Here is an 18,230-nt window from a genome sequence, read left to right as displayed (position 1 = left end):
CGCTACTTCTTCACCGTGGTGTCGATCTTGACCACGACGCCGTCCTTCAGCTCGCGCACCGCGCTGAACGGCCCGGTGATGACCTCGTCGCCGTCCTTCAGCCCGGAGAGCACCTCGAAGTACTTCTCGCCGGCGATGCCCGTCTTGATGGGCACGAATTCGACCTTCCCGGCCTTCGCGATAAACACGCCCTCGGTTTCCTTCTTCGTCTGGCCCGGCTTCAGCTCGGCCGCCGCCGCAAGCGCCGCCGCTGTCGCGGGTCGGCCGGTTTTCGGATCTGGCGCCGGCGGCTTCACGATGTTGCCCTTGTCGTCGTAGACGAGCTCCCGCACCGTGGTCGCCTGGATGGGCATCGCCAGCACGTCCTTCCGGGTCGCCGTCGTGATGTCGGCGGTGCAGGTGAAGCCCGGTCGGACCTCCGGGATCTGACCGTCGACGGTGACCACGACCTTGAAGTTGATGGCCTGCGAACTGGCCGACGCCGTCGTCTGGATCGGGCTGTTGCCGACCTCAGTCACCTTTGCCGGGAATTTCTTGTCGGGAATCGCGTCAATGCTGATCTGGACCTTCTGCCCGATCTTCACGTTCGGGATGTCGGTCTCGTCCACTTCCAGCTCGGCTTCGATGACCGACATGTCCGCCACGGTGAGCAGCACCGTGCCGGCGTTGTTCATCGTGCCAATCATGACCATCTCGCCCAGTTCGATGTTGCGGCGCGTGATGATCCCGTCAATCGGCGAGTCGATGGTCACTTGACTCAGGTTATACCTTGCATTCTCGAGGTCCGCCTGCGTCTGCCGGATGCGCGTCGTTTCCGAGGTAATCCCCGACTGACGCGCCTCGACGTCACGCTCTCGTAGTTGCACGTCGTTGACGGCGCGATCGAGTTCCTGCTTGGTCGTCAGCTGTTCCTTCCAGAGGTCCTGCTGGCGCTTCAGGTTGTCCTTTGCGAGGCTCAGCTGGAGCTTCGAAGACTCGAGGGACGTCTTCGCCTGCTCGACCGCTGTGCGCTGGGCCGACAGGCCCGCGTCGCCGCGCTCGACCTGGGTGCGGAGCTGCCGCGGGTCGATCTCCATCAGGAACTGACCGGCCTTGACGCGGGCGCCTTCCTCAACCGCCAGCTTGGTGACACGGCCCATGGTGTTGGCGCTGATATTCACTGTCGTCTTGGCCCGCACCTTGCCCGAGGCCGAGACAATCGCCTCGAGGTTCCGCTTCTGGATCTTTTCCACTTGCACGCTGAGCCCGGTTTCGCGCTTGAAATAGAGGTTGGCCCCAACCAGCGCGGTGCCCAGCAGGAGGATGAGGATGCCGATGATGATCTTCTTGCGATTCACGCTTATGCCCCCGCGCGGCCAGCCGTGACCGCAGCAAAGATGACGGCAATGATGCCGTAGACCACAAACAGCGCTGTGGCAATGGGCCCGGTCTTGCGCTTGTAGAGCACGCTCAGACCCGTGGCCAGGACGATGACCCACCAGACGCGAATCAGATCGACCGATCCGAGCAACTTCGCCAGGAACGAATTCTCATCGAGCATCGGCAGGAACACCCCGAGGTTGGTGACCCCTGTCATCGACCCGCGGAAGTACATCAGCGGCGTTGTGAAGAGCACGCCCACGAGCATGACGGGGTTGGCGTGCACGACGGTCGCGAACATCTGCTTGAAGGTCGCATCGCCCCCCAGCACGACGTTGAAGACCAGGAAGAACACGCCCGCCAAGATGAGCGGCAGCAGGATGCCCATCGTGACTTGTCCGAGCGCCGCGTTGAGTCCCAGTCGCCAGAGCGGCGCTTCCATGATGCCGCGCTCCATCTCGGCTTCCGCTTCGGGCGGGAGGTTGATGCCAAAGCTCTTCATGCCGCTTCGGCTCGCATCGAGCGCGGCCAGCCGGCCGGAGTCGGTCGCCATCAGGGCGGTGCCCGCCACGATTCCCACGATGACCAGCGCCGCGAGCATGCCGAACCACCGCGGCCTGGCGGCCACCTCGGCAAACGTGGCTCTCGGGGACGTCAGCACACCCAGAAAACGGGCGACGAAGCTCTGGCCTGGCGGAGGCGCCTGGACAACGGCAGGCTGGGTCGTAGGCACTTCACTCATGGCTCCTGGCCTTTCTTGAAAAAAATGCAATCTCAGGTGGCAGGTCGCTCCAAGGGAACCGTACCTTGAGGACGCGCAACCTGTTTAGTGTAGACGATTTCCAACGCTTTCTGGTTCCGGACCGGCGGGGTGGCCGGTCTGGCCCGCAATTGGCAGGAGTGTCCGATTGGAAGCCGTCGTGGCGGGTTTTGCCGAGTCAGGCTCAAGACCAGGGGGAGAAGCGCCGACAAGAAGGAGACGGAGCTTGGTGTCGTCCGGTTGGTTGGCGTGTGCGTGGGCTGTGCGGGTTGTTTTCTGTTGAATAGCCTAGAATGGTAGGTCTATCAATCTCGGTTTGCCGGCCAGAATGTCATGAAAACGCCAGAGTACGTCCCGAGATTGACGGAATTCGCGAGCCGTTGACAAGAATCGTCACAAAGCTATAGTTCGGCACGATCCATGGCTGTACGCATCGGCGAGCTGCTCCTCAAGGAGCGGCGCATCACACCGGAACAACTCCAGGAAGCGCTGGCTTACCAGAAGGCTCACGGAGGGAAGCTGGGGTCTGCGCTGGTGAAACTCGGCTTCGTGAAAGGCGAGGACATCACCGCCCTGTTGAGCCGGCAATACGGCGTGCCCTCCATCAATCTGCCGCAGTTCGAGATCGACCCCGTCGTCATCAAGCTGATTCCGGTCGAGACCGCGCAGAAGTACCAGGTGATTCCCCTGAGCCGCACCGGCGCGACGCTCACGATCGCGATGACCGATCCCACCAACGTCTTCGCCATGGACGACATCAAGTTCATGACGGGCTACAACGTCGAGCCGGTGGTCGCGTCGGAGTCGGCGGTCCAGGATGCGATCCAGAAATACTACGCGAGTGCGGTCAGACCGGCGGGCGAAAGCGCGCTCGAGATGGCCTCACGCGTGCTCGACGAGATGCCCGTGGGGGGCGATGCCGACGTCCAGGTGCTCGGGGACCTCGAGGAGATCAGCGTCGACGCGCTGCTGAAGCAGGGTGAGGAAGCGCCGATCATCAGGCTGGTCAACGTGCTGCTGATGTCGGCGATGCAGAAGGGCGCCAGCGACATCCACATCGAACCGTACGAGAAGGAGTACCGGATCCGGTACCGCATCGACGGCGTGCTCTACACCATCATGAACCCGTCGATGAAGTTCCGGGACGCGATCGCGTCGCGGCTGAAGATCATGGCGAAGCTCGACATCGCCGAGAAGCGGCTGCCGCAGGACGGCCGCATCAAGATCCGCTACAACGACCAGGGCAAGTCGAAGGACCTCGACTTCCGAGTGTCCGCGCTCCCGACGCTCTTCGGCGAGAAGATCGTCATGCGGTTGCTCGATCGCGACAAGCTGATGCTCGACATGACGCGGCTCGGGTTCGAACCCGAACCGCTGGCGCGCTTCGAGGCCGCGATCCAGCGGCCGTGGGGCATGGTGCTGGTGACGGGGCCGACCGGCAGCGGCAAGACCAACACGCTCTACTCGGCGATCTCCCGCCTGAATACGACCGAAACCAACATCATGACGGCCGAGGATCCGGTCGAGTTCAACCTGGCGGGCATCAACCAGGTCCAGATTCGTGAGAACATCGGTCTGAATTTCGCCGCCGCGTTGCGCGCGTTCCTGCGGCAGGACCCGAACATCATTCTGGTGGGCGAGATCCGCGACTTCGAGACGGCCGAGATTGCCGTCAAGGCGGCGCTGACCGGGCATCTGGTGCTCTCGACGTTGCACACCAACGACGCGCCGAGCACGATCAGCCGGCTGATGAACATGGGCATCGAGCCCTTCCTGGTGTCGAGCTCCGTCAACCTGATCTGCGCCCAGCGACTCGTGCGGGTTGTGTGCACCAACTGCAAGCAGCCGAATCCGGTGCCTCCACAGGCGCTCGCCAAGGCCGGGTTCAGCGCCGAGGACGCGCGGATCGTCGTGCCGCAGCGCGGCGCCGGCTGCGAGAAGTGCAATGGCACCGGCTACAAGGGCCGCGTGGGCCTGTACGAAGTCATGGAAATCTCGGAATCGCTGAAGGAACTCGTGCTGGTCGGTGCGTCGAGCCAGGAGCTCAGGCGCAAGGCGGTCGAGGAAGGGATGGTCACGCTGCGGCAGAGCGGCATCCTGAAGATCAAGGCCGGCGTGACCACCATCGAAGAGGTCCTGAGGGAGACGGTCAACTAGCCGGCGCCCCATGAGGGACGCCGGGTTGGGGAGAACACCAGATATGGCGACGCTTCCGGATCTGCTGAGGAAAGCGATCGAAATGGGCGCGTCCGACCTGCATGTCACCGCCGGCACGCCTCCCCAGGTCCGCGTCCGCGGCAGCCTGGTTCGTCTCGATCTGCCGGACCTGACGCCGACCGAAACCAAGCAGATCGCGTACAGCGTGCTGACCGACGCCCAGAAGAAGCGCTTCGAGGAAACATTCGAGCTCGACTTCTCGTTTGGCATGCGCAACCTGGCGCGCTTCCGCTGCAATGTGTTCAGCCAGCGGGGCGCCGTCGGGGCGGTGTACCGCGTCATTCCCGATCAGATCCGGAATTTCAGGGAACTGGGACTGCCCCAGGTCGTCTCGATGCTCGCCGATCGTCCACGCGGCCTGGTCCTGGTCACCGGACCGACCGGCAGCGGCAAGAGCACGACGCTCGCCGCGATGATCGACAAGATCAACATCGAACGCCATCAGCACATCCTGACGATCGAGGATCCGATCGAGTACATCCACATGCACAAGAACTGTCTGGTCAACCAGCGCGAGCTGCTCGGTGACACCCTGACATTCGGTGCCGCCCTGCGCTCCGCGCTGCGCGAAGACCCCGACGTGGTGTACATCGGCGAGATGCGCGATCTCGAAACGGTCGAATCCGCGCTGCGCATCGCGGAAACCGGTCACCTGACCTTCGCCACGTTGCACACGAACTCGGCCGCCCAGACCGTCAACCGGATTGTCGATGTGTTCCCGGCGCATCAGCAGACGCAGATCCGGACACAGGTGTCCATGGTGCTCGAGGGGATCGTCTGCCAGACGCTCCTGCCGCGGGCGGATGGCAGGGGACGGGTCGTCGCCGTCGAGATACTGATCCCGACGCCCGCGATTCGGAACCTGATTCGCGAGGACAAGGTCCACCAGATCTACTCATCGATGCAGGCCGGGCAGGAGAAAGTGGGATCGCAGACGCTCAACCAGTCGCTGGCCAGTCTGTACTATGCCGGCGCGGTCTCGCTCGACGTGGCGCGCGCGGCGTCATCGCTCAAAGACGAGTTGACGGACATGATCAACCGGGGTGTCGGCACCGTGCCGGGGGCCGGGACCGGACGGCCCGGTGGGATTCGTGATCGGGGATAAGCATCATGGCGACATTCGCGTATACCGGCCGGAAGCGTAGTGGCGAGACGGTCAGCGGCGAACGGGTTTCCGACTCGATGGAGAACGCGGTCGCCGCGCTGCGCAAAGAACAGATCCTGGTGACCAGGATCATGCCGATCGAAACCAAGGCCCAGTCTGTCGCGCGGACCGGCAAGTCGGGCCGCAAGGTCCCGGCCAAGAATCTGGCGATTTTCACACGCCAGTTCTCCGTGATGATCGACGCGGGCCTGCCGCTGGTCCAGTGCCTCGAGATCCTGGGCAACCAGGAAGAAGACAAGCACTTTGCGAAGACGATTCTGCAGACCCGGAGCGATGTCGAGTCGGGCGCGTCGCTGGCCGACGCCATGCGCAAACACCCCCGCGCGTTCGACAGCCTGTTCACCAACATGGTGGCCGCCGGCGAGGCGGGCGGCATTCTCGACACGATCCTCAAGCGGCTGGCGGTCTACATCGAGAAGAACGTCAAGCTGAAGGGCCAGGTCAAGGCGGCCATGATCTACCCGATCGCGGTGATCTCGATCGCGGTGGTGGTCATCGCCGTCATCCTGTGGAAGGTCATCCCGACGTTCGCCTCGCTGTTCGCGGGCCTCGGCGCGGAACTGCCGTTGCCAACCCGCGTGGTCATCTGGCTGAGCGAGACGCTCGTCAAGTTCATGCCCATCATCGTCGTGGTGGTGGTGGGCACGGGCTATTTCGTAAGGCAGTACTACGCCACCAATGCCGGGCGCCATGCGCTCGACAGGCTGGTCCTGCGCGCGCCCGTGATCGGCGCGATCCTGCGCAAGATCGCCGTCGCCCGATTCTGCCGGACGCTGTCGACACTGATCAGTTCGGGCGTGCCGATTCTCGATGGCCTCGACATCACGGCCAAGACCTCGGGCAACGCCATCATCGAGGACGCCATCCTGACGACGCGTACCAGCATCGAGCGCGGCGAGACCATCGCGCAGCCGCTCAAAGAGACGGGCGTGTTTCCGGCCATGGTCAGCCAGATGATCGGCGTCGGCGAGGCGACCGGGGCGCTCGATACGATGCTGGCCAAGATCGCCGACTTCTATGAAGAGGAAGTCGACACGGCCGTCGCCGGCCTGCTCACGTTGATGGAACCCATGCTGATCGGCTTCCTCGGCGGCGCGGTGGGCGGGATCGTCATCGCGATGTACATGCCGATCTTCGATCTGATCGGCAAGCTCACCGGATGAGTGGCCACGGCGTGACCCAACGCGGGATCCGGCGCGAAGTCGTCATGCTGATGACGGTGCGCCTCGCGGTCAGCGTGGCGCTGCTCGGATCGGCGGTGCTGCTCCAACTGCGCGCGCCCTTGGTCGGCGAGTCCGAGCTGCTCTACGGACTGATCGGATCGACCTTTGCGTTGTCGGCCGTCTGGGCCGTGACCCTCCGGCAGGCCGAGCGCCGCCCCTGGCTCGTGGATCTCCAGCTGGCGTTCGACACGCTGACCGTGTCGGCGTTCGTGTGGATGACGGGCGGGATCGCCAGCGTGCTGTCGTCGCTGTACTTTCTGCCCATCATCGGCGCAAGTACGCTCCGCTCCAGGCGTAGTGCCGTGCTCATGGCGACGTTTGCCGCCGTCCTCCATGCCGCCCTCGTGATCATGCAGTACGCCGTCGAGCAATCGCCCCTGTGGTCGCTCTGGCCCACCGGCACCTCCGGAGCCATTCCTCCGGCACAGGTCGCCGGGTATACGGTCGCCATCAACACCGCGGGTTTCTTTGCGGTCGCGTGGCTCAGCGGGTCACTCGCCGAGCGCGTCCGCCGCGCCGACGTGAGACTGGCGGATGCGTCGGCCGAGATTGCCGACCTCCAGGCGTTCAATCAGCACGTGATCGACAGCCTGGCCATGGGGCTGGTGACGACGGACTTGGCGGGGCGGGTGTTGACATTCAATCAGGTGGCTGAGGCCATCACCGGCCACGCCGCCCAGACCGCTCGGGGCGGCGACGTGGCCAGCCTGCTGCAACTGCCGCCGCCGTTCGCGGCGAAGCTGGGCGACCTGCCGGCTCGCACCAGCGCACGAGCTGATTATCGCTACACAAGAGCCGACGGCACCGTCGTCGATCTCGGCCTGGCCGCCACCGGGTTGATGACGTCGGCCGGGCATTCGGGCTTTCTGTTCACCTTTCAGGACACGACCGCACCCCGCAGGCTCGAGCGCGAAGCCAGGGTCCAGCACCGGATGGCGGCGGTCGGCGAGATGGCCGCCGGGATTGCGCACGAGATCCGGAATCCGCTGGCGTCGATGTCCGGCTCGATCCAGGTGCTCCGGAGCGAACTCAGCCTGAACCCCGAACAGGCGCAATTGATGGACATCGTGCTGCGCGAATCGGAGCGGCTCAACACGACGATTCGCAGCTTCCTGGCATACGCGCGGCCCCAACGCTTCAACATCGGCCGGATCGACGTTCGTTCGATTCTGCAGGACGCGGCGCTGCTGCTGCGCAACAGCTCCGAGGTCGGGGCGCGTCACAGCCTCGACGTGGAATCACCAGCCTTGCCCGTGTGGTGCGAAGCCGACGAAGGGCAGATCCGGCAGATCGTCTGGAACCTCGCCACCAATGGCCTGCGCGCCATGCCGGATGGCGGCCGGCTGCTGCTGTCGTCCCACGAAGGCGCGACCCAGCACGAGGCCGTCATCGTGGTCCAGGACGAAGGCGTGGGGATCGAAGATGCCGATCTCGATGCCATCTTCCAGCCGTTCCACGGGTCATTTGCGAAAGGGAGCGGGCTGGGGATGGCGATCGTGCATCGCATTGTCAGCGACCATGGCGGCGAAATCCGGGTGACGTCGAATCCAGGTGCCGGCACCACGGTCGAGGTGCGGTTGCCGGCCCGGGAGCCCGCCGCGTGAGGAATCTGCCATGACGACTGAACCCACGACCGCCCCGGACCGTCCGCACGGCCGCATTCTGGTCGTCGATGACGAGCGATCGATGCGGGAACTGCTGACCATTGTGCTGCGGCGAGAAGGGCATCACGTCCTGCTGGCGGAAACAGGCGAGGTGGCGCTGGCTACGCTCGAGCACGAGACCATCGACCTGCTGATCTCGGATATCCGGATGCCGGGAATGAGCGGCGTGGATTTGCTCAGGGCGGCCAAACGCCTCGACCCCGACATCGTCGGCATCATGATCACGGCGTTCGCGTCGACCGAAACCGCGGTGGAGGCGCTCAGGCTCGGGGCCTACGACTACATCACCAAACCGTTCGACGTTGAAGAACTGAAGGCCAAGGTCCGCAACGCGCTCGAACGTCGCGACCTGCGCCAGGAAAACGTGCTGCTGAAACGGGCCCTGCGCACCGCGTCGGCCTTTGCGAACATCGTCGGACGGAGTAAGGCCATGGAAGCCGTCTTCGATCTGATCGAGACGATCGCGCCGACTAACAGCACGATTCTCGTCACCGGCGAATCGGGCACCGGCAAGGAACTGGTCGCCCGGGCGATCCACGTGAACTCGATGCGCCGTGATCGAGCGTTTGTCGCGCTCAATTGTGGAGCGCTGCCAGAGACCCTGCTGGAGGCGGAGCTGTTCGGTCACATGCGCGGCGCCTTCACGGGCGCCGCCATGACCAGGAAGGGGCTGCTCGAGACGGCGGAACACGGCACCGTGTTTCTCGACGAGATCTCCGAGATGAGCCCGATGATGCAGGTGAAACTGCTCCGCGTCCTGCAGGAACGCAAGTTTCGCCGGCTCGGCGGCACCGACGAAATTGACGCCGACATCCGCATCATCACCGCAACCAACCGCGATCTGTCGCGACTGGTCGCCGAAGGGAAGTTCCGCGAGGACCTGTACTACCGCATCAACGTGATTCCGATCCAGTTGCCGCCGCTGCGCGAACGGCGGGAGGACATTTCGCTACTGGCCGAGCACTTCCTCGCGAAGTACCGAGAGCAGATGGGGAAGTCCATCGGTGGAATCTCATCAGACGCGGTGAGGTGTCTCGAGGCATTCGGCTGGCCTGGCAACGTCCGCCAGCTCGAGAACGTGATCGAACGGGCCGTCGCGCTCGAGCGGGGTCCAGTCATTCAACTCGACAGTCTTCCGGCCGACGTCCGCCTGCCCACGGCCGGCCCCGGCGCAATCGGTGACAGCGAGCACGCCATCCAGTTGCCGGCCCAGGGCCTGGACCTGCCGTTGCACCTGGAGAACCGTGAACGCGACCTCGTTCAGCAGGCGTTGAAACAGGCGGACGGCCGCCACGACAAGGCGGCCAAGCTGTTGGGCATTACACCCAGGCAATTGCGCCACCTCCTCGACAAGTACGACCTGCGCCGGCACCGGCTGGCGTCCGAAGACGCCGGCACCGAAGGTGGGGGCTGACAATTTGTGGCACTTGAACTGCCGCAGAGCGTCACTCCGTTGACGAGACTCAGAAGATTGAGACAAGCACCAGTTCAAGATAAGTCATTTAATATCAATACTTTAATGATACATGTATCTTCTTGAACGACATGGTACTGACATTGCATTTCGGTTGGTTGCGACGACAGCGTGCCAGGCGCCCCCGACAAGACCAGAGCGGCTGCCGCGTATTACGAGATTCCGTTAGAAACGATTCACGCAAAGGAGCTGAGCAATGAAGAACAACAAGGGGTTCACGCTGATTGAGCTGTTAATTGTCGTCGCCATCATCGGCATCATTGCCGCCATCGCCGTGCCCGGCCTGCTGCGCGCACGCCAGGCGGGCAACGAGGCGTCAGCCATTGGATCGCTGCGCGCCATCAACAGCTCGCAGTCGACCTATGCCGCGAGCTGCGGCAACGGCTTCTACTCGCCGAGCCTGGCGAATCTTGGCCTGGCACCGACAAACGGTACGCCCTTCATCAGCCCGGATCTGGTCGGCGCCGGCGCCGTGGTGAAGAGCAACTACACGATCACGATGAACGCAGCAACCCCAGCGCCGGCCGGGACGCCCGCGTCGTGCAACCTCGGTACGGTGACGACCGGGTATAACGCGACGGCGGACCCGGTGGGAGGAGGCGGCCGGTTCTTCGGCACGAACACGTCGTCGACGATCTTCTACGGTGCGGTCAACCTGGTGATGACGGACACGACGGCTCCGGCGACCGCGAGCCCGCTCCAGTAACTACCAGAGTACCAACGGGTTTCCTGCGAGGGATGTCGGCTGTCGTGCCGTCATCCCTCGTTTCTTTTCGCGCGGGTCGCGCGCCCTGGCCGGCGGTCGCTGGCGTGGCGTCGCGTGGTTGTTTGCTGTATCCTTTTTTCGACACGTCACGCGACCCATCAGGTTGATTGGCCACTCGCCTATGCGCAGCACGCAACCACGCGGATTCACGCTGATCGAGCTGCTGATTGTTGTGGCCATCATCGGCATCATCGCCGCCATCGCGGTGCCTGGCCTGCTGCGCGCACGCCAGTCCGCCAATGAGGCGTCGGCGATCGGATCGCTGCGCGCGATCAACAGCGCCCAAGCGACCTACGCGGCCAGCTGTGGCAACGGCTTCTACTCGCCGGGCTTGGTGAACCTCGGCACGGCGCCGGCGGCTGGCATGCCCTTCATCAGCCCGGATCTGAGCGGAGCGGCGTCGGTGACCAAGAGCGGCTACACCGTCACGATGGCCAGCTCGTCGGGCGTGGCGGCGACGGCTCCGGCTTCCTGCAACGGTCTGGCGGCCGGCGCGGCGGTGCAGGGCTACAACGCGACGGCGACCCCGGCGGCTGGCGCCGGCACGCGGGCGTTCGGGACGAACATGAGCTTGACGATCTTCCAGGCCATGTCGCAGACGGCGCTGGCGATGACGGACACGACGGCTCCTGCCTACGCTTCGGTCATCGATAGATAGAGCGATTTCAGGTGGCGGCACCACCCGGGTTGCCGCGGACCCAAAGTCCCCGCTTGACGGCGCTCCCCGGAAGCCGCTACAACTGCGAGAGTGAGGGGGTGCCATTCCTACGATGTCGAATAGCGTTCGCCGTGTCCTCTTCGTGTTGACCCTGGTCGGGCTGGCCTCGTCTATCGCGTCGCTGTACGTGCACGTCCAACTGCTGCGACAGCCAGGCTACGTCAGCTTCTGTGACGTGAGCCCGACGGTCAGTTGCACCCAGGTATACCAGAGCCGGTACGCAAGCCTTGCCGGGGTGCCGGTGGCCCTGTTCGGCGCGCTGTGGTACGTGGGCGTGATGGTGTTGCTGGCAGGATCGCGCTGGGGATGGCCGAGCCTGCGCGAAAGCGCCGTGGGGTACGTCTTCGTGCTCGGCGTGCTGGGGCTTGGCTCGGTGATCTACCTGGCGTACGCGTCGCTCGTGATCCTCAAGACCGTCTGCGCGATGTGCATCATCACCTACGTTGCGGTGACTGGTGTGTTTCTCACTTCAGGTGCAAGGATACCGTTTCCCATGACCACGATTCCCCGCCGGATCTGGCAGGACGTCCGGGCCGCGCTGGCCAGCCCGCCGGCCATGGCCGTCGTGATGGTTTTCATCATGTCGTCAACTGCAGCGATCGCCTTCATGCCGCGCCACGGCGATACGCAGGCGTCACCCGCCCCGCAGGCCGGCGGTGATTCCACCAGCGAGTTCATTCGCTTCTGGGAATCCCAGCCCCGGGTGCAGGTGCCGGTTTCAGCCGAAGGCGCGAGCGTCGTCATCGTGAAGTTCTCCGACTACATGTGCCCGGCGTGCGCGCAGAGCTACCTGGATTACAAGGAGATTCTGGCGAAGTACCGGGCGCAGTATCCCGGCGAGGTCAAGTTCATCGCGAAGGACTACCCGCTCGAGATGGAGTGCAACGCCAACATGAAGAGCGACATGCACCTGGCGTCGTGCGAGTCGGCCGTCGCGGTGCGACTGGCGCGGCTCAAGGGGCGGGGCGACGCGATGGAGGACTGGCTCTATACGCGAAACCAGGCGCTGACGCCACCCATCGTGCGGCAGGCCGCGCGTGATATTGGCGGCGTGCCGGACTTCGACGAGCAGTATCAGACGGTGCTGAACCAGGTCAAAAGCGATATTGCGCTGGCGACCATCCTCGGCATCAATCAGACGCCGACCTTCTTTATCGGGCATCGCGAGCCCGGCAAAGACACCGTGCTGTACATCCGGCGGAACGGCGCCCTCCCGCCGCAGTACTTCGACCTGGCCCTCCAGTACGAACTGAAGAAGGCCGGCAAGATTACACCCTGATCGATGGCTGCGATCGAGACAGACGGTCTCACCAAGGACTATGCCGTCGGCTTCTGGCGCCCGCGTCCGTACCGGGCGCTCGACGGCGTCACGCTGCGCGTGGAGGCCAACGAGGTCTTCGGTTTCCTCGGCCCGAACGGCGCCGGCAAGACCACGACCCTGAAGCTGCTGATGCAGCTCATCTATCCCACCTCTGGCCGAATCTCGATCCTGGGCCGGCCAGCCGGCGATCTCGAGGTGCGGCGTCGCGTCGGATTTCTGCCGGAGGCCCCGTACTTCTACGACTACCTGACGGCCGAGGAACTGCTCTCGTATTTCGCCGGACTTTTCGGCATCAGGAATCCCGAACGTCAGAGACGGGTGAGCGATCTGCTCGACCGCCTGGGCATCGGTGGCGAACGGCGGCTGCCGATGCGGAAGTTCTCCAAAGGCATGCTGCAGCGTGTCGGACTCGCGCAGGCCCTGATCAACGACCCCGAGGTCGTGTTTCTTGATGAACCGATGTCCGGACTCGACCCCATCGGGCGCCGTGACGTGCGCGCCCTCATCCTGAGCCTCCGCGATCGCGGGTGCACGGTGTTCTTCAGCTCGCACATCCTGTCGGATGCCGAGACGCTCTGCAGCCGCGTGGGCATTCTGGTGGGCGGGCAGATGGTGGCGATGGGCAGCCTGTCGGAGATGCTCGCATTCAAGGTCGCGGGATGGGAACTGGTGGTGGCCGGCATTGAGCCGGCCGCACTCGGCATGCTCGGCCCCGCCGTTCGCAGCGTCGCGCCGATTGCCGATGGCCGATGCACCGTCGATCTCGCACCGGACTGCGAGCCTGAGCGCGTCATCGCGGCGGTTCGCGATCGGGGCGGCCGCCTCGTCTCGCTGAATCCGCTGCGCACGACGCTCGAGGACGTCTTTGTGGAGCAGGTCAAGGCCAGCCAGGCCGCGGCGCCGGCCGGGCGATTCATGCCGGAGGGCTGATGGCGCGCGTCATCGGACTGATCGCCTACCACGTGTTCAAGGAATCGGTACGGGACAAGGTGCTGTACAACCTGGTTCTGTTCGCGACCCTGATGATCTCGGCGTCGTACCTGGTTGGGCAGTTGACGGCGGGGCAGGACATCAAGATCATCAAGGACCTCGGTCTGGCCGCCAGCGCCGTGTTCGGACTGTTCATGGCCGTCTTCATCGGCGTGGGCCTGGTCTGGAAGGAAGTCGATCGGCGCAGCGTCTACAACGTCCTGGTCAAGCCACTCCGGCGCCACCACTTCATCGTCGGCAAGTTCATCGGCTTGGCGCTGACGCTGCTGGTCAATCTCGCGGTGATGGCGACGGCCGTCTACCTGGTGCTGGCCGTCATGGCCTGGACGCAGCCGGCGTTGGCCAGGGCCGCCATGATCGATGCGCCGGTGGTCGATCCGAACCTGCTCAAGGCGTTCGTGCTGATCTACGTCCAGCTGCTCGTTGTCACGGCGGTGGCCCTGTTTTTCTCGACCTTCTCGAGCCCGATGCTGTCGGCGGCCCTGACGTTTGGTCTGTACATCGTCGGACACTTCAACGCGGATCTGGCGCATTTCGAACACATCGTGAAGTCGAGGGCCGCAGCTGTTCTGGCCCGTGCCCTTTACTACCTGTTGCCGAATCTCGCACCGTTTGATGTGAAGGCGGCGGTCGTGCACGGTCAGACGGTTCCGGTTGGTTACGTGCTGCTGACGAGCGGGTACGGCCTGCTCTACGCGGCCGCCGTCGTCGGACTGGCCATGCTGGTGTTTGCCAGGCGCGATTTCAAATGAGCGCCGACGCGGCAGCGGCGTCGGGCCGGCCCGATCGCCGCCAGGTGATGGTGGCCCTGGCGGCCTCGGCGTTGCTCGTGGCCGCCGCACTGGGGCTGCAGGCTGTGCGCGAGACGCACTATCGCATCGCGTCCGGTGATGCCACATTGCTGTACCTCAAGTCCGGCGCCTCTGCGAACCGCCTGGCGCTGTCGTACCACGCTCTGCTCGCCGACCTGTACTGGATCCGGGCGATCCAGCACTACGGTGACACGCGGGTGTCGACCAGCCCGACCAAGCAGTACTCGGCGCTCTACCCGCTGCTGGACCTGGCGACAAGCCTCGATCCGCGATTCACGATCGCGTACCGCTTTGGCGCGATCTTTCTGGCCGAGCCATTTCCCGATGGGGCCGGCCGGGTGGACCAGGCAATCGCCCTGCTGAACAAGGGACTCGCGGCAGAGCCAGCAAAGTGGCAGTACGCCCAGGACGCCGGCTTCGTGTACTACTGGTGGCTGCAGGACTACAAACAGGCGGCGATGTGGTTCGACAAGGCGAGCCGGATCGCGGGCGCGCCCTGGTGGTTGCGATCGATGGCCGCGACAACCCTGGTGCAAGGTGGTGATCGCCGGTCGTCAAGGGTGCTGTGGATGCAGCTGTACGAGACCTCGGACGACGACTGGGTCAAGACCAACGCGCGACTCAAACTCGCCCAGCTCGACGCGCTCGACGAGATTGATCAATTGGCGGTCCTGGTGGCCAGATATCAGCAGATCGTCGGTCGATTCCCGGTGGATTGGGAAGCCCTGCGCGCGGCGGGCCTGCTCAACGCGATGCCGTCAGATCCGTCGAGTGCGCCGTACATGCTCGATGCGACGCAGCCTGGCGGCGTGACCATCGCTCGATCGTCGAAGCTCTATCCGCTGCCGGCTCAATTCGCGCGAAAGGCAGGTCCATCATCGTGATGACCCCGTGGCTGCTGACACTGGCAGGCCTGCTGGGCTTGTGCGTCGGCAGTTTTCTCAACGTGTGCATCTATCGGTTGCCGCTCGACAAGTCGCTCCTGTGGCCGGCCTCGCACTGTCCCACCTGCGCGCAGCCGCTGAAGTGGTTCGACAACGTTCCAGTGGTGGCGTGGCTGGCGCTTGGCGGACGATGCCGCTCGTGCAAGACGCGCATTTCCGGCGTCTACCCGTTCGTCGAGGCGTTCACTGGCGTGATGTTCGTGTGGGCGACCTGGCAGTACGGCATCGATTGGATGCTCGCCTCGCGGCTGCTGTTCGGGTGTGCGCTCGTCGTCCTCTTCTTCATCGACCTCGAGCATCGCATTCTGCCGAATGCGATCACGATTCCCGGCACCGTCATCGGCTTCCTGTTCAGTTTTGTGACGCCGCCAGGCTGGGTGTCGTCGCTCATCGGGCTGGTGGTCGGAGGCCTGATTCCGCTGGTCGTCGCCGAGATCTACTACCGAGTGCGCCGCATCGAGGGCCTCGGCATGGGTGATGTGAAGATGCTTGCGCTCATCGGGGCCTTTCTCGGGTGGCGGCATGTGCTGTTGACGCTCGTGGTGGCCTCGTTTCTCGGTTCGCTCGTCGGTCTGCCGCTGGCAATTCGAAAGCGTGACATGAAGGCGTCGATGCCGTTTGGCACCTTCCTCGCGATCGGCGCCATGCTCGCGGCGAGCGCGGGCGACACGATGCTCGCCTGGTATCTCAGCTTCTACCGCTAGTGTCCCGATAGACCGTACGGGATCACTTGACGACAAACTGGAATGACTCCAGGGCCTCTGACGGGCCTGTGATCTTCTTCGCCAGGAATGTCATCCCTTCCGGCGTGATCACGCAGAACTTCGCCTCCGCTCCCGGCTTTCCCGAATATTTCAGCACAAGCTCGTTCTTGCCTGACACCACATTGTCAAGGACCGTCGTCCCAGGCATGTCATAAACAGGATGCAGGACATCAACCGTACTGCAAGTATCTTCATGGTGCCCTATCGTATGGCATCGACGCGAAGCCGCAACGGGAGACCATCCTCGAAAATGAGGGCCCGCTTTCCGGCCCATGATACGAACCTGCAGGATTGTCGCCTAGCGACCGATAAACGTAATCGGAGTTCCTTGCACATTTCCCGGTGAACCCCCCAAAACGGTCCGGGGGGCGGGATTTCGTGCAAAGATGGCCATGTGCCTGCGGCATACAATATGTATATGGGCGATCGACGGGCTGGCTGTCAGCCGGCAGACGGCTTTACCCTTCTCGAGCTGATGCTCGTGTTGGGTATTGGTGCCGTCCTCATCGGCGCCGCCATCCCCGCCATCAATGGTGCACGCCAGCGTCTCGAGTTGAGTGGGGCGATTCACGACGTGGCCGCCGCCGTCCAGTCGGCGCGGCTGCAGGCGCTGTCGAGCGGCCGGACCATGCGCGTGCGATTCAATTGCCCGGTCGCGGGCCAATACCGCGTGGTGGAGATCGTCGGTAATGCCACCATCGATAATGCGGCGAATCGCTGCGATCCTGCCGCGTATCCCTATCCTGATCAGAACGCCAACGCCCGGCCAGATCTGGACGGGCCGGTTCGAGGGTTGAGGGGCGGCGTGTCGTTCAGCCAGGCAACCAACGTCGATATCGCGCCGACCGGCCGCATCACGCCGGTGACCGGCGCGGCTCCGGTGTCGATTACAGTGGTGAAGAGCGATGCCACACAAACGCTCACGCTTTCGGCGGCTGGCCGCGTCAGCTTCCAATAGCCGGTATCGCCGGTCCGACGGCGTCACGCTGATTGAGACGCTGATTGCGGCGACGATCCTGGTGTTCGGGCTCCTGGCCATTGCCCAACTGCTCGGTGTGTCCGTGCGCGGGCATCAGCTTGCCCGCAACAGCGAGAATGCCGCACGCCTGGCGGTGGCCAAGATCGAGCAGCTCGAGAAACTGGATTTCGCGGCCGATGCAGCCATCCAGATCACGCCCGGGGGGACCGTCTCGCTCGACAACAACCTCGCCAACTACTTCGACAATCCGACGGCCGGCTTCACGCGTCGCTGGAGCGTTGCGGCCGGCCCGACGGCCAACAATAAAACTCGGGTCGTGACGGTGAGAATGACGCCTAGCAGCGGAAACCGGGGCATCACCAAGCCCGTCACGATCACGACGATTGTTCGCTCATGGTGATGGCATGGCGACCCATCGCGCGGGGATGGCACCGGGCGGCCAATGCCAAGGGCTATTCCCTTGTCGAGTTGTTGCTGGCGATGACGGTTGGCCTCATCCTGATGGGTTCGGCGCTGCTGGTCACGCGGCAGACGACACGAGCGTCGAACGTCCTGCTCGATGGATCGGCCACGCAGGAGGAAGTCCAGTTTGTCATCGAGTGGATTACCACGGCGCTGCGGTCGGCAGGCGCCAACCCATATATGATCACGACCGGCGCGTGTCCGGCGGCAGGCACCGTGTTCACGCCCATTCAGCTCGATCCGAACGGCACCGGACTCGCCGACAACGTCCGGATCGAGGCAGACATCAATCCACCCAACGGTCTGCTTGGCGGCGCCGCGGGCGCGTGCAACGAGGGCGGCGAAGACCTCACGATTGCTCACAACCTCGCGAACCTCACCATCACGAAACGCGACAACAACCTCGATCAAGCCGCAGTGGTGATGACCGACCGCGTGATCTCATCGTTGCGCTTCACCTATCTCAACGCGCAGCGCGTGGCGACGGCGGTGCCGACGCAGGTGGCGTACGTCCAAGTCTCGGTGACGGGCCAGACTATCACTCGCGACGAGTATCGCAACGCGCCGACGACGTACACGTTGACCTCCGAGGTTCGACTCCGGCTGAGGTGA

17 protein-coding genes and 1 pseudogene are annotated in these 18,230 nt (G+C 64.0%); 15 read left to right on the top strand and 3 right to left on the bottom strand.

The window, feature by feature from the left end:
• Positions 1–2 precede the first annotated feature (2 nt).
• Both NT151_00335 and NT151_00330 read right to left on the bottom strand, forming a co-directional pair.
• Positions 3–1,337, bottom strand: a complete 1,335-nt coding sequence (locus tag NT151_00335; protein MCX6537368.1) for an efflux RND transporter periplasmic adaptor subunit — start codon at positions 1,335–1,337, stop codon at positions 3–5.
• 2 nt (positions 1,338–1,339) lie between these two features.
• Positions 1,340–2,101 (bottom strand): YIP1 family protein, encoded by a 762-nt coding sequence (locus tag NT151_00330; protein ID MCX6537367.1) that lies wholly within the window; start codon positions 2,099–2,101, stop codon positions 1,340–1,342.
• A gap of 438 nt (positions 2,102–2,539) precedes the next feature.
• Between NT151_00330 and pilB the strand changes: the two genes are divergently transcribed.
• From pilB to NT151_00270, 12 genes and pseudogenes are all read left to right on the top strand, one after another.
• Positions 2,540–4,276 (top strand): type IV-A pilus assembly ATPase PilB, encoded by a 1,737-nt coding sequence (gene pilB, locus NT151_00325; GenBank protein ID MCX6537366.1) that lies wholly within the window; start codon positions 2,540–2,542, stop codon positions 4,274–4,276.
• Positions 4,277–4,319: 43 nt separating this feature from the next.
• The gene (locus tag NT151_00320) at positions 4,320–5,441 is read left to right on the top strand and encodes a type IV pilus twitching motility protein PilT (protein ID MCX6537365.1); all 1,122 of its coding nucleotides are present in this window, start codon (positions 4,320–4,322) and stop codon (positions 5,439–5,441) included.
• Positions 5,442–5,446: 5 nt separating this feature from the next.
• Complete coding sequence (locus NT151_00315) at positions 5,447–6,664, top strand: type II secretion system F family protein (GenBank protein MCX6537364.1); 1,218 nt, start codon at positions 5,447–5,449, stop codon at positions 6,662–6,664.
• 11 nt (positions 6,665–6,675) lie between these two features.
• The gene (locus NT151_00310) at positions 6,676–8,328 is read left to right on the top strand and encodes an ATP-binding protein (GenBank protein MCX6537363.1); all 1,653 of its coding nucleotides are present in this window, start codon (positions 6,676–6,678) and stop codon (positions 8,326–8,328) included.
• A 10-nt stretch (positions 8,329–8,338) separates the two neighbouring features.
• Positions 8,339–9,802 carry a sigma-54 dependent transcriptional regulator gene (locus tag NT151_00305; GenBank protein ID MCX6537362.1) on the top strand — a complete coding sequence of 488 codons (1,464 nt, stop codon included), beginning with the start codon at positions 8,339–8,341 and terminating at the stop codon, positions 9,800–9,802.
• Positions 9,803–10,058: 256 nt separating this feature from the next.
• Positions 10,059–10,142, top strand: a pseudogene (locus tag NT151_00300) (prepilin-type N-terminal cleavage/methylation domain-containing protein).
• Between the two features lie 607 nt (positions 10,143–10,749).
• A complete protein-coding gene (locus NT151_00295; GenBank protein MCX6537361.1) occupies positions 10,750–11,286 on the top strand; it encodes a prepilin-type N-terminal cleavage/methylation domain-containing protein in 537 nt (178 codons plus the stop codon).
• Positions 11,287–11,398: 112 nt separating this feature from the next.
• A complete protein-coding gene (locus NT151_00290; GenBank protein MCX6537360.1) occupies positions 11,399–12,625 on the top strand; it encodes a thioredoxin domain-containing protein in 1,227 nt (408 codons plus the stop codon).
• Between the two features lie 3 nt (positions 12,626–12,628).
• Positions 12,629–13,597 (top strand): ABC transporter ATP-binding protein, encoded by a 969-nt coding sequence (locus tag NT151_00285; GenBank protein ID MCX6537359.1) that lies wholly within the window; start codon positions 12,629–12,631, stop codon positions 13,595–13,597.
• Entirely contained in the window at positions 13,597–14,409 is an 813-nt protein-coding gene (locus tag NT151_00280) for an ABC transporter permease subunit (protein MCX6537358.1), read from the top strand. The genes NT151_00285 and NT151_00280 overlap by 1 nt, the downstream gene beginning before the upstream one ends.
• Positions 14,406–15,353 carry a hypothetical protein gene (locus NT151_00275; protein ID MCX6537357.1) on the top strand — a complete coding sequence of 316 codons (948 nt, stop codon included), beginning with the start codon at positions 14,406–14,408 and terminating at the stop codon, positions 15,351–15,353. The genes NT151_00280 and NT151_00275 overlap by 4 nt, the downstream gene beginning before the upstream one ends.
• On the top strand, positions 15,353–16,117 hold the full coding sequence (locus NT151_00270) for a prepilin peptidase (GenBank protein ID MCX6537356.1): 765 nt from the start codon (positions 15,353–15,355) through the stop codon (positions 16,115–16,117). Before NT151_00275 ends, NT151_00270 begins: the two co-directional genes overlap by 1 nt.
• Positions 16,118–16,139: 22 nt before the next feature.
• Here the strand turns inward: NT151_00270 and NT151_00265 are convergent, their stop codons facing one another.
• Complete coding sequence (locus NT151_00265; protein ID MCX6537355.1) at positions 16,140–16,295, bottom strand: hypothetical protein; 156 nt, start codon at positions 16,293–16,295, stop codon at positions 16,140–16,142.
• Positions 16,296–16,595: 300 nt separating this feature from the next.
• Between NT151_00265 and NT151_00260 the strand changes: the two genes are divergently transcribed.
• The 3 genes from NT151_00260 to NT151_00250 are packed head-to-tail and all read left to right on the top strand — an operon-like array spanning position 16,596 to position 18,230.
• Positions 16,596–17,135 (top strand): GspH/FimT family pseudopilin, encoded by a 540-nt coding sequence (locus NT151_00260; GenBank protein ID MCX6537354.1) that lies wholly within the window; start codon positions 16,596–16,598, stop codon positions 17,133–17,135.
• Positions 17,083–17,556, top strand: a complete 474-nt coding sequence (locus tag NT151_00255) for a hypothetical protein (protein MCX6537353.1) — start codon at positions 17,083–17,085, stop codon at positions 17,554–17,556. The genes NT151_00260 and NT151_00255 overlap by 53 nt, the downstream gene beginning before the upstream one ends.
• The gene (locus NT151_00250) at positions 17,556–18,230 is read left to right on the top strand and encodes a prepilin-type N-terminal cleavage/methylation domain-containing protein (protein MCX6537352.1); all 675 of its coding nucleotides are present in this window, start codon (positions 17,556–17,558) and stop codon (positions 18,228–18,230) included. Before NT151_00255 ends, NT151_00250 begins: the two co-directional genes overlap by 1 nt.

This window comes from Acidobacteriota bacterium (assembly GCA_026393675.1).
Lineage (GTDB): Bacteria > Acidobacteriota > Vicinamibacteria > Vicinamibacterales > JAKQTR01 > JBAXOX01.
This window is presented reverse-complemented; position numbering and strand designations above follow the sequence as displayed.

Excerpts from the sequence above, each read along its gene's own strand:
- NT151_00315 (MCX6537364.1), top strand. The coding sequence starts at position 5,447 with ATGGCGACATTCGCGTATACCGGCCGGAAGCGTAGTGGCGAGACGGTC.
- NT151_00270 (MCX6537356.1), top strand. The coding sequence starts at position 15,353 with ATGACCCCGTGGCTGCTGACACTGGCAGGCCTGCTGGGCTTGTGCGTC.
- NT151_00330 (MCX6537367.1), bottom strand. The coding sequence starts at position 2,101 with ATGAGTGAAGTGCCTACGACCCAGCCTGCCGTTGTCCAGGCGCCTCCG.
- NT151_00280 (MCX6537358.1), top strand. The coding sequence starts at position 13,597 with ATGGCGCGCGTCATCGGACTGATCGCCTACCACGTGTTCAAGGAATCG.
- NT151_00305 (MCX6537362.1), top strand. The coding sequence starts at position 8,339 with ATGACGACTGAACCCACGACCGCCCCGGACCGTCCGCACGGCCGCATT.
- pilB (MCX6537366.1), top strand. The coding sequence starts at position 2,540 with ATGGCTGTACGCATCGGCGAGCTGCTCCTCAAGGAGCGGCGCATCACA.
- NT151_00290 (MCX6537360.1), top strand. The coding sequence starts at position 11,399 with ATGTCGAATAGCGTTCGCCGTGTCCTCTTCGTGTTGACCCTGGTCGGG.
- NT151_00285 (MCX6537359.1), top strand. The coding sequence starts at position 12,629 with ATGGCTGCGATCGAGACAGACGGTCTCACCAAGGACTATGCCGTCGGC.
- NT151_00295 (MCX6537361.1), top strand. The coding sequence starts at position 10,750 with ATGCGCAGCACGCAACCACGCGGATTCACGCTGATCGAGCTGCTGATT.
- NT151_00255 (MCX6537353.1), top strand. The coding sequence starts at position 17,083 with ATGCCACACAAACGCTCACGCTTTCGGCGGCTGGCCGCGTCAGCTTCC.
- NT151_00250 (MCX6537352.1), top strand. The coding sequence starts at position 17,556 with ATGGCATGGCGACCCATCGCGCGGGGATGGCACCGGGCGGCCAATGCC.
- NT151_00275 (MCX6537357.1), top strand. The coding sequence starts at position 14,406 with ATGAGCGCCGACGCGGCAGCGGCGTCGGGCCGGCCCGATCGCCGCCAG.
- NT151_00320 (MCX6537365.1), top strand. The coding sequence starts at position 4,320 with ATGGCGACGCTTCCGGATCTGCTGAGGAAAGCGATCGAAATGGGCGCG.
- NT151_00260 (MCX6537354.1), top strand. The coding sequence starts at position 16,596 with ATGGGCGATCGACGGGCTGGCTGTCAGCCGGCAGACGGCTTTACCCTT.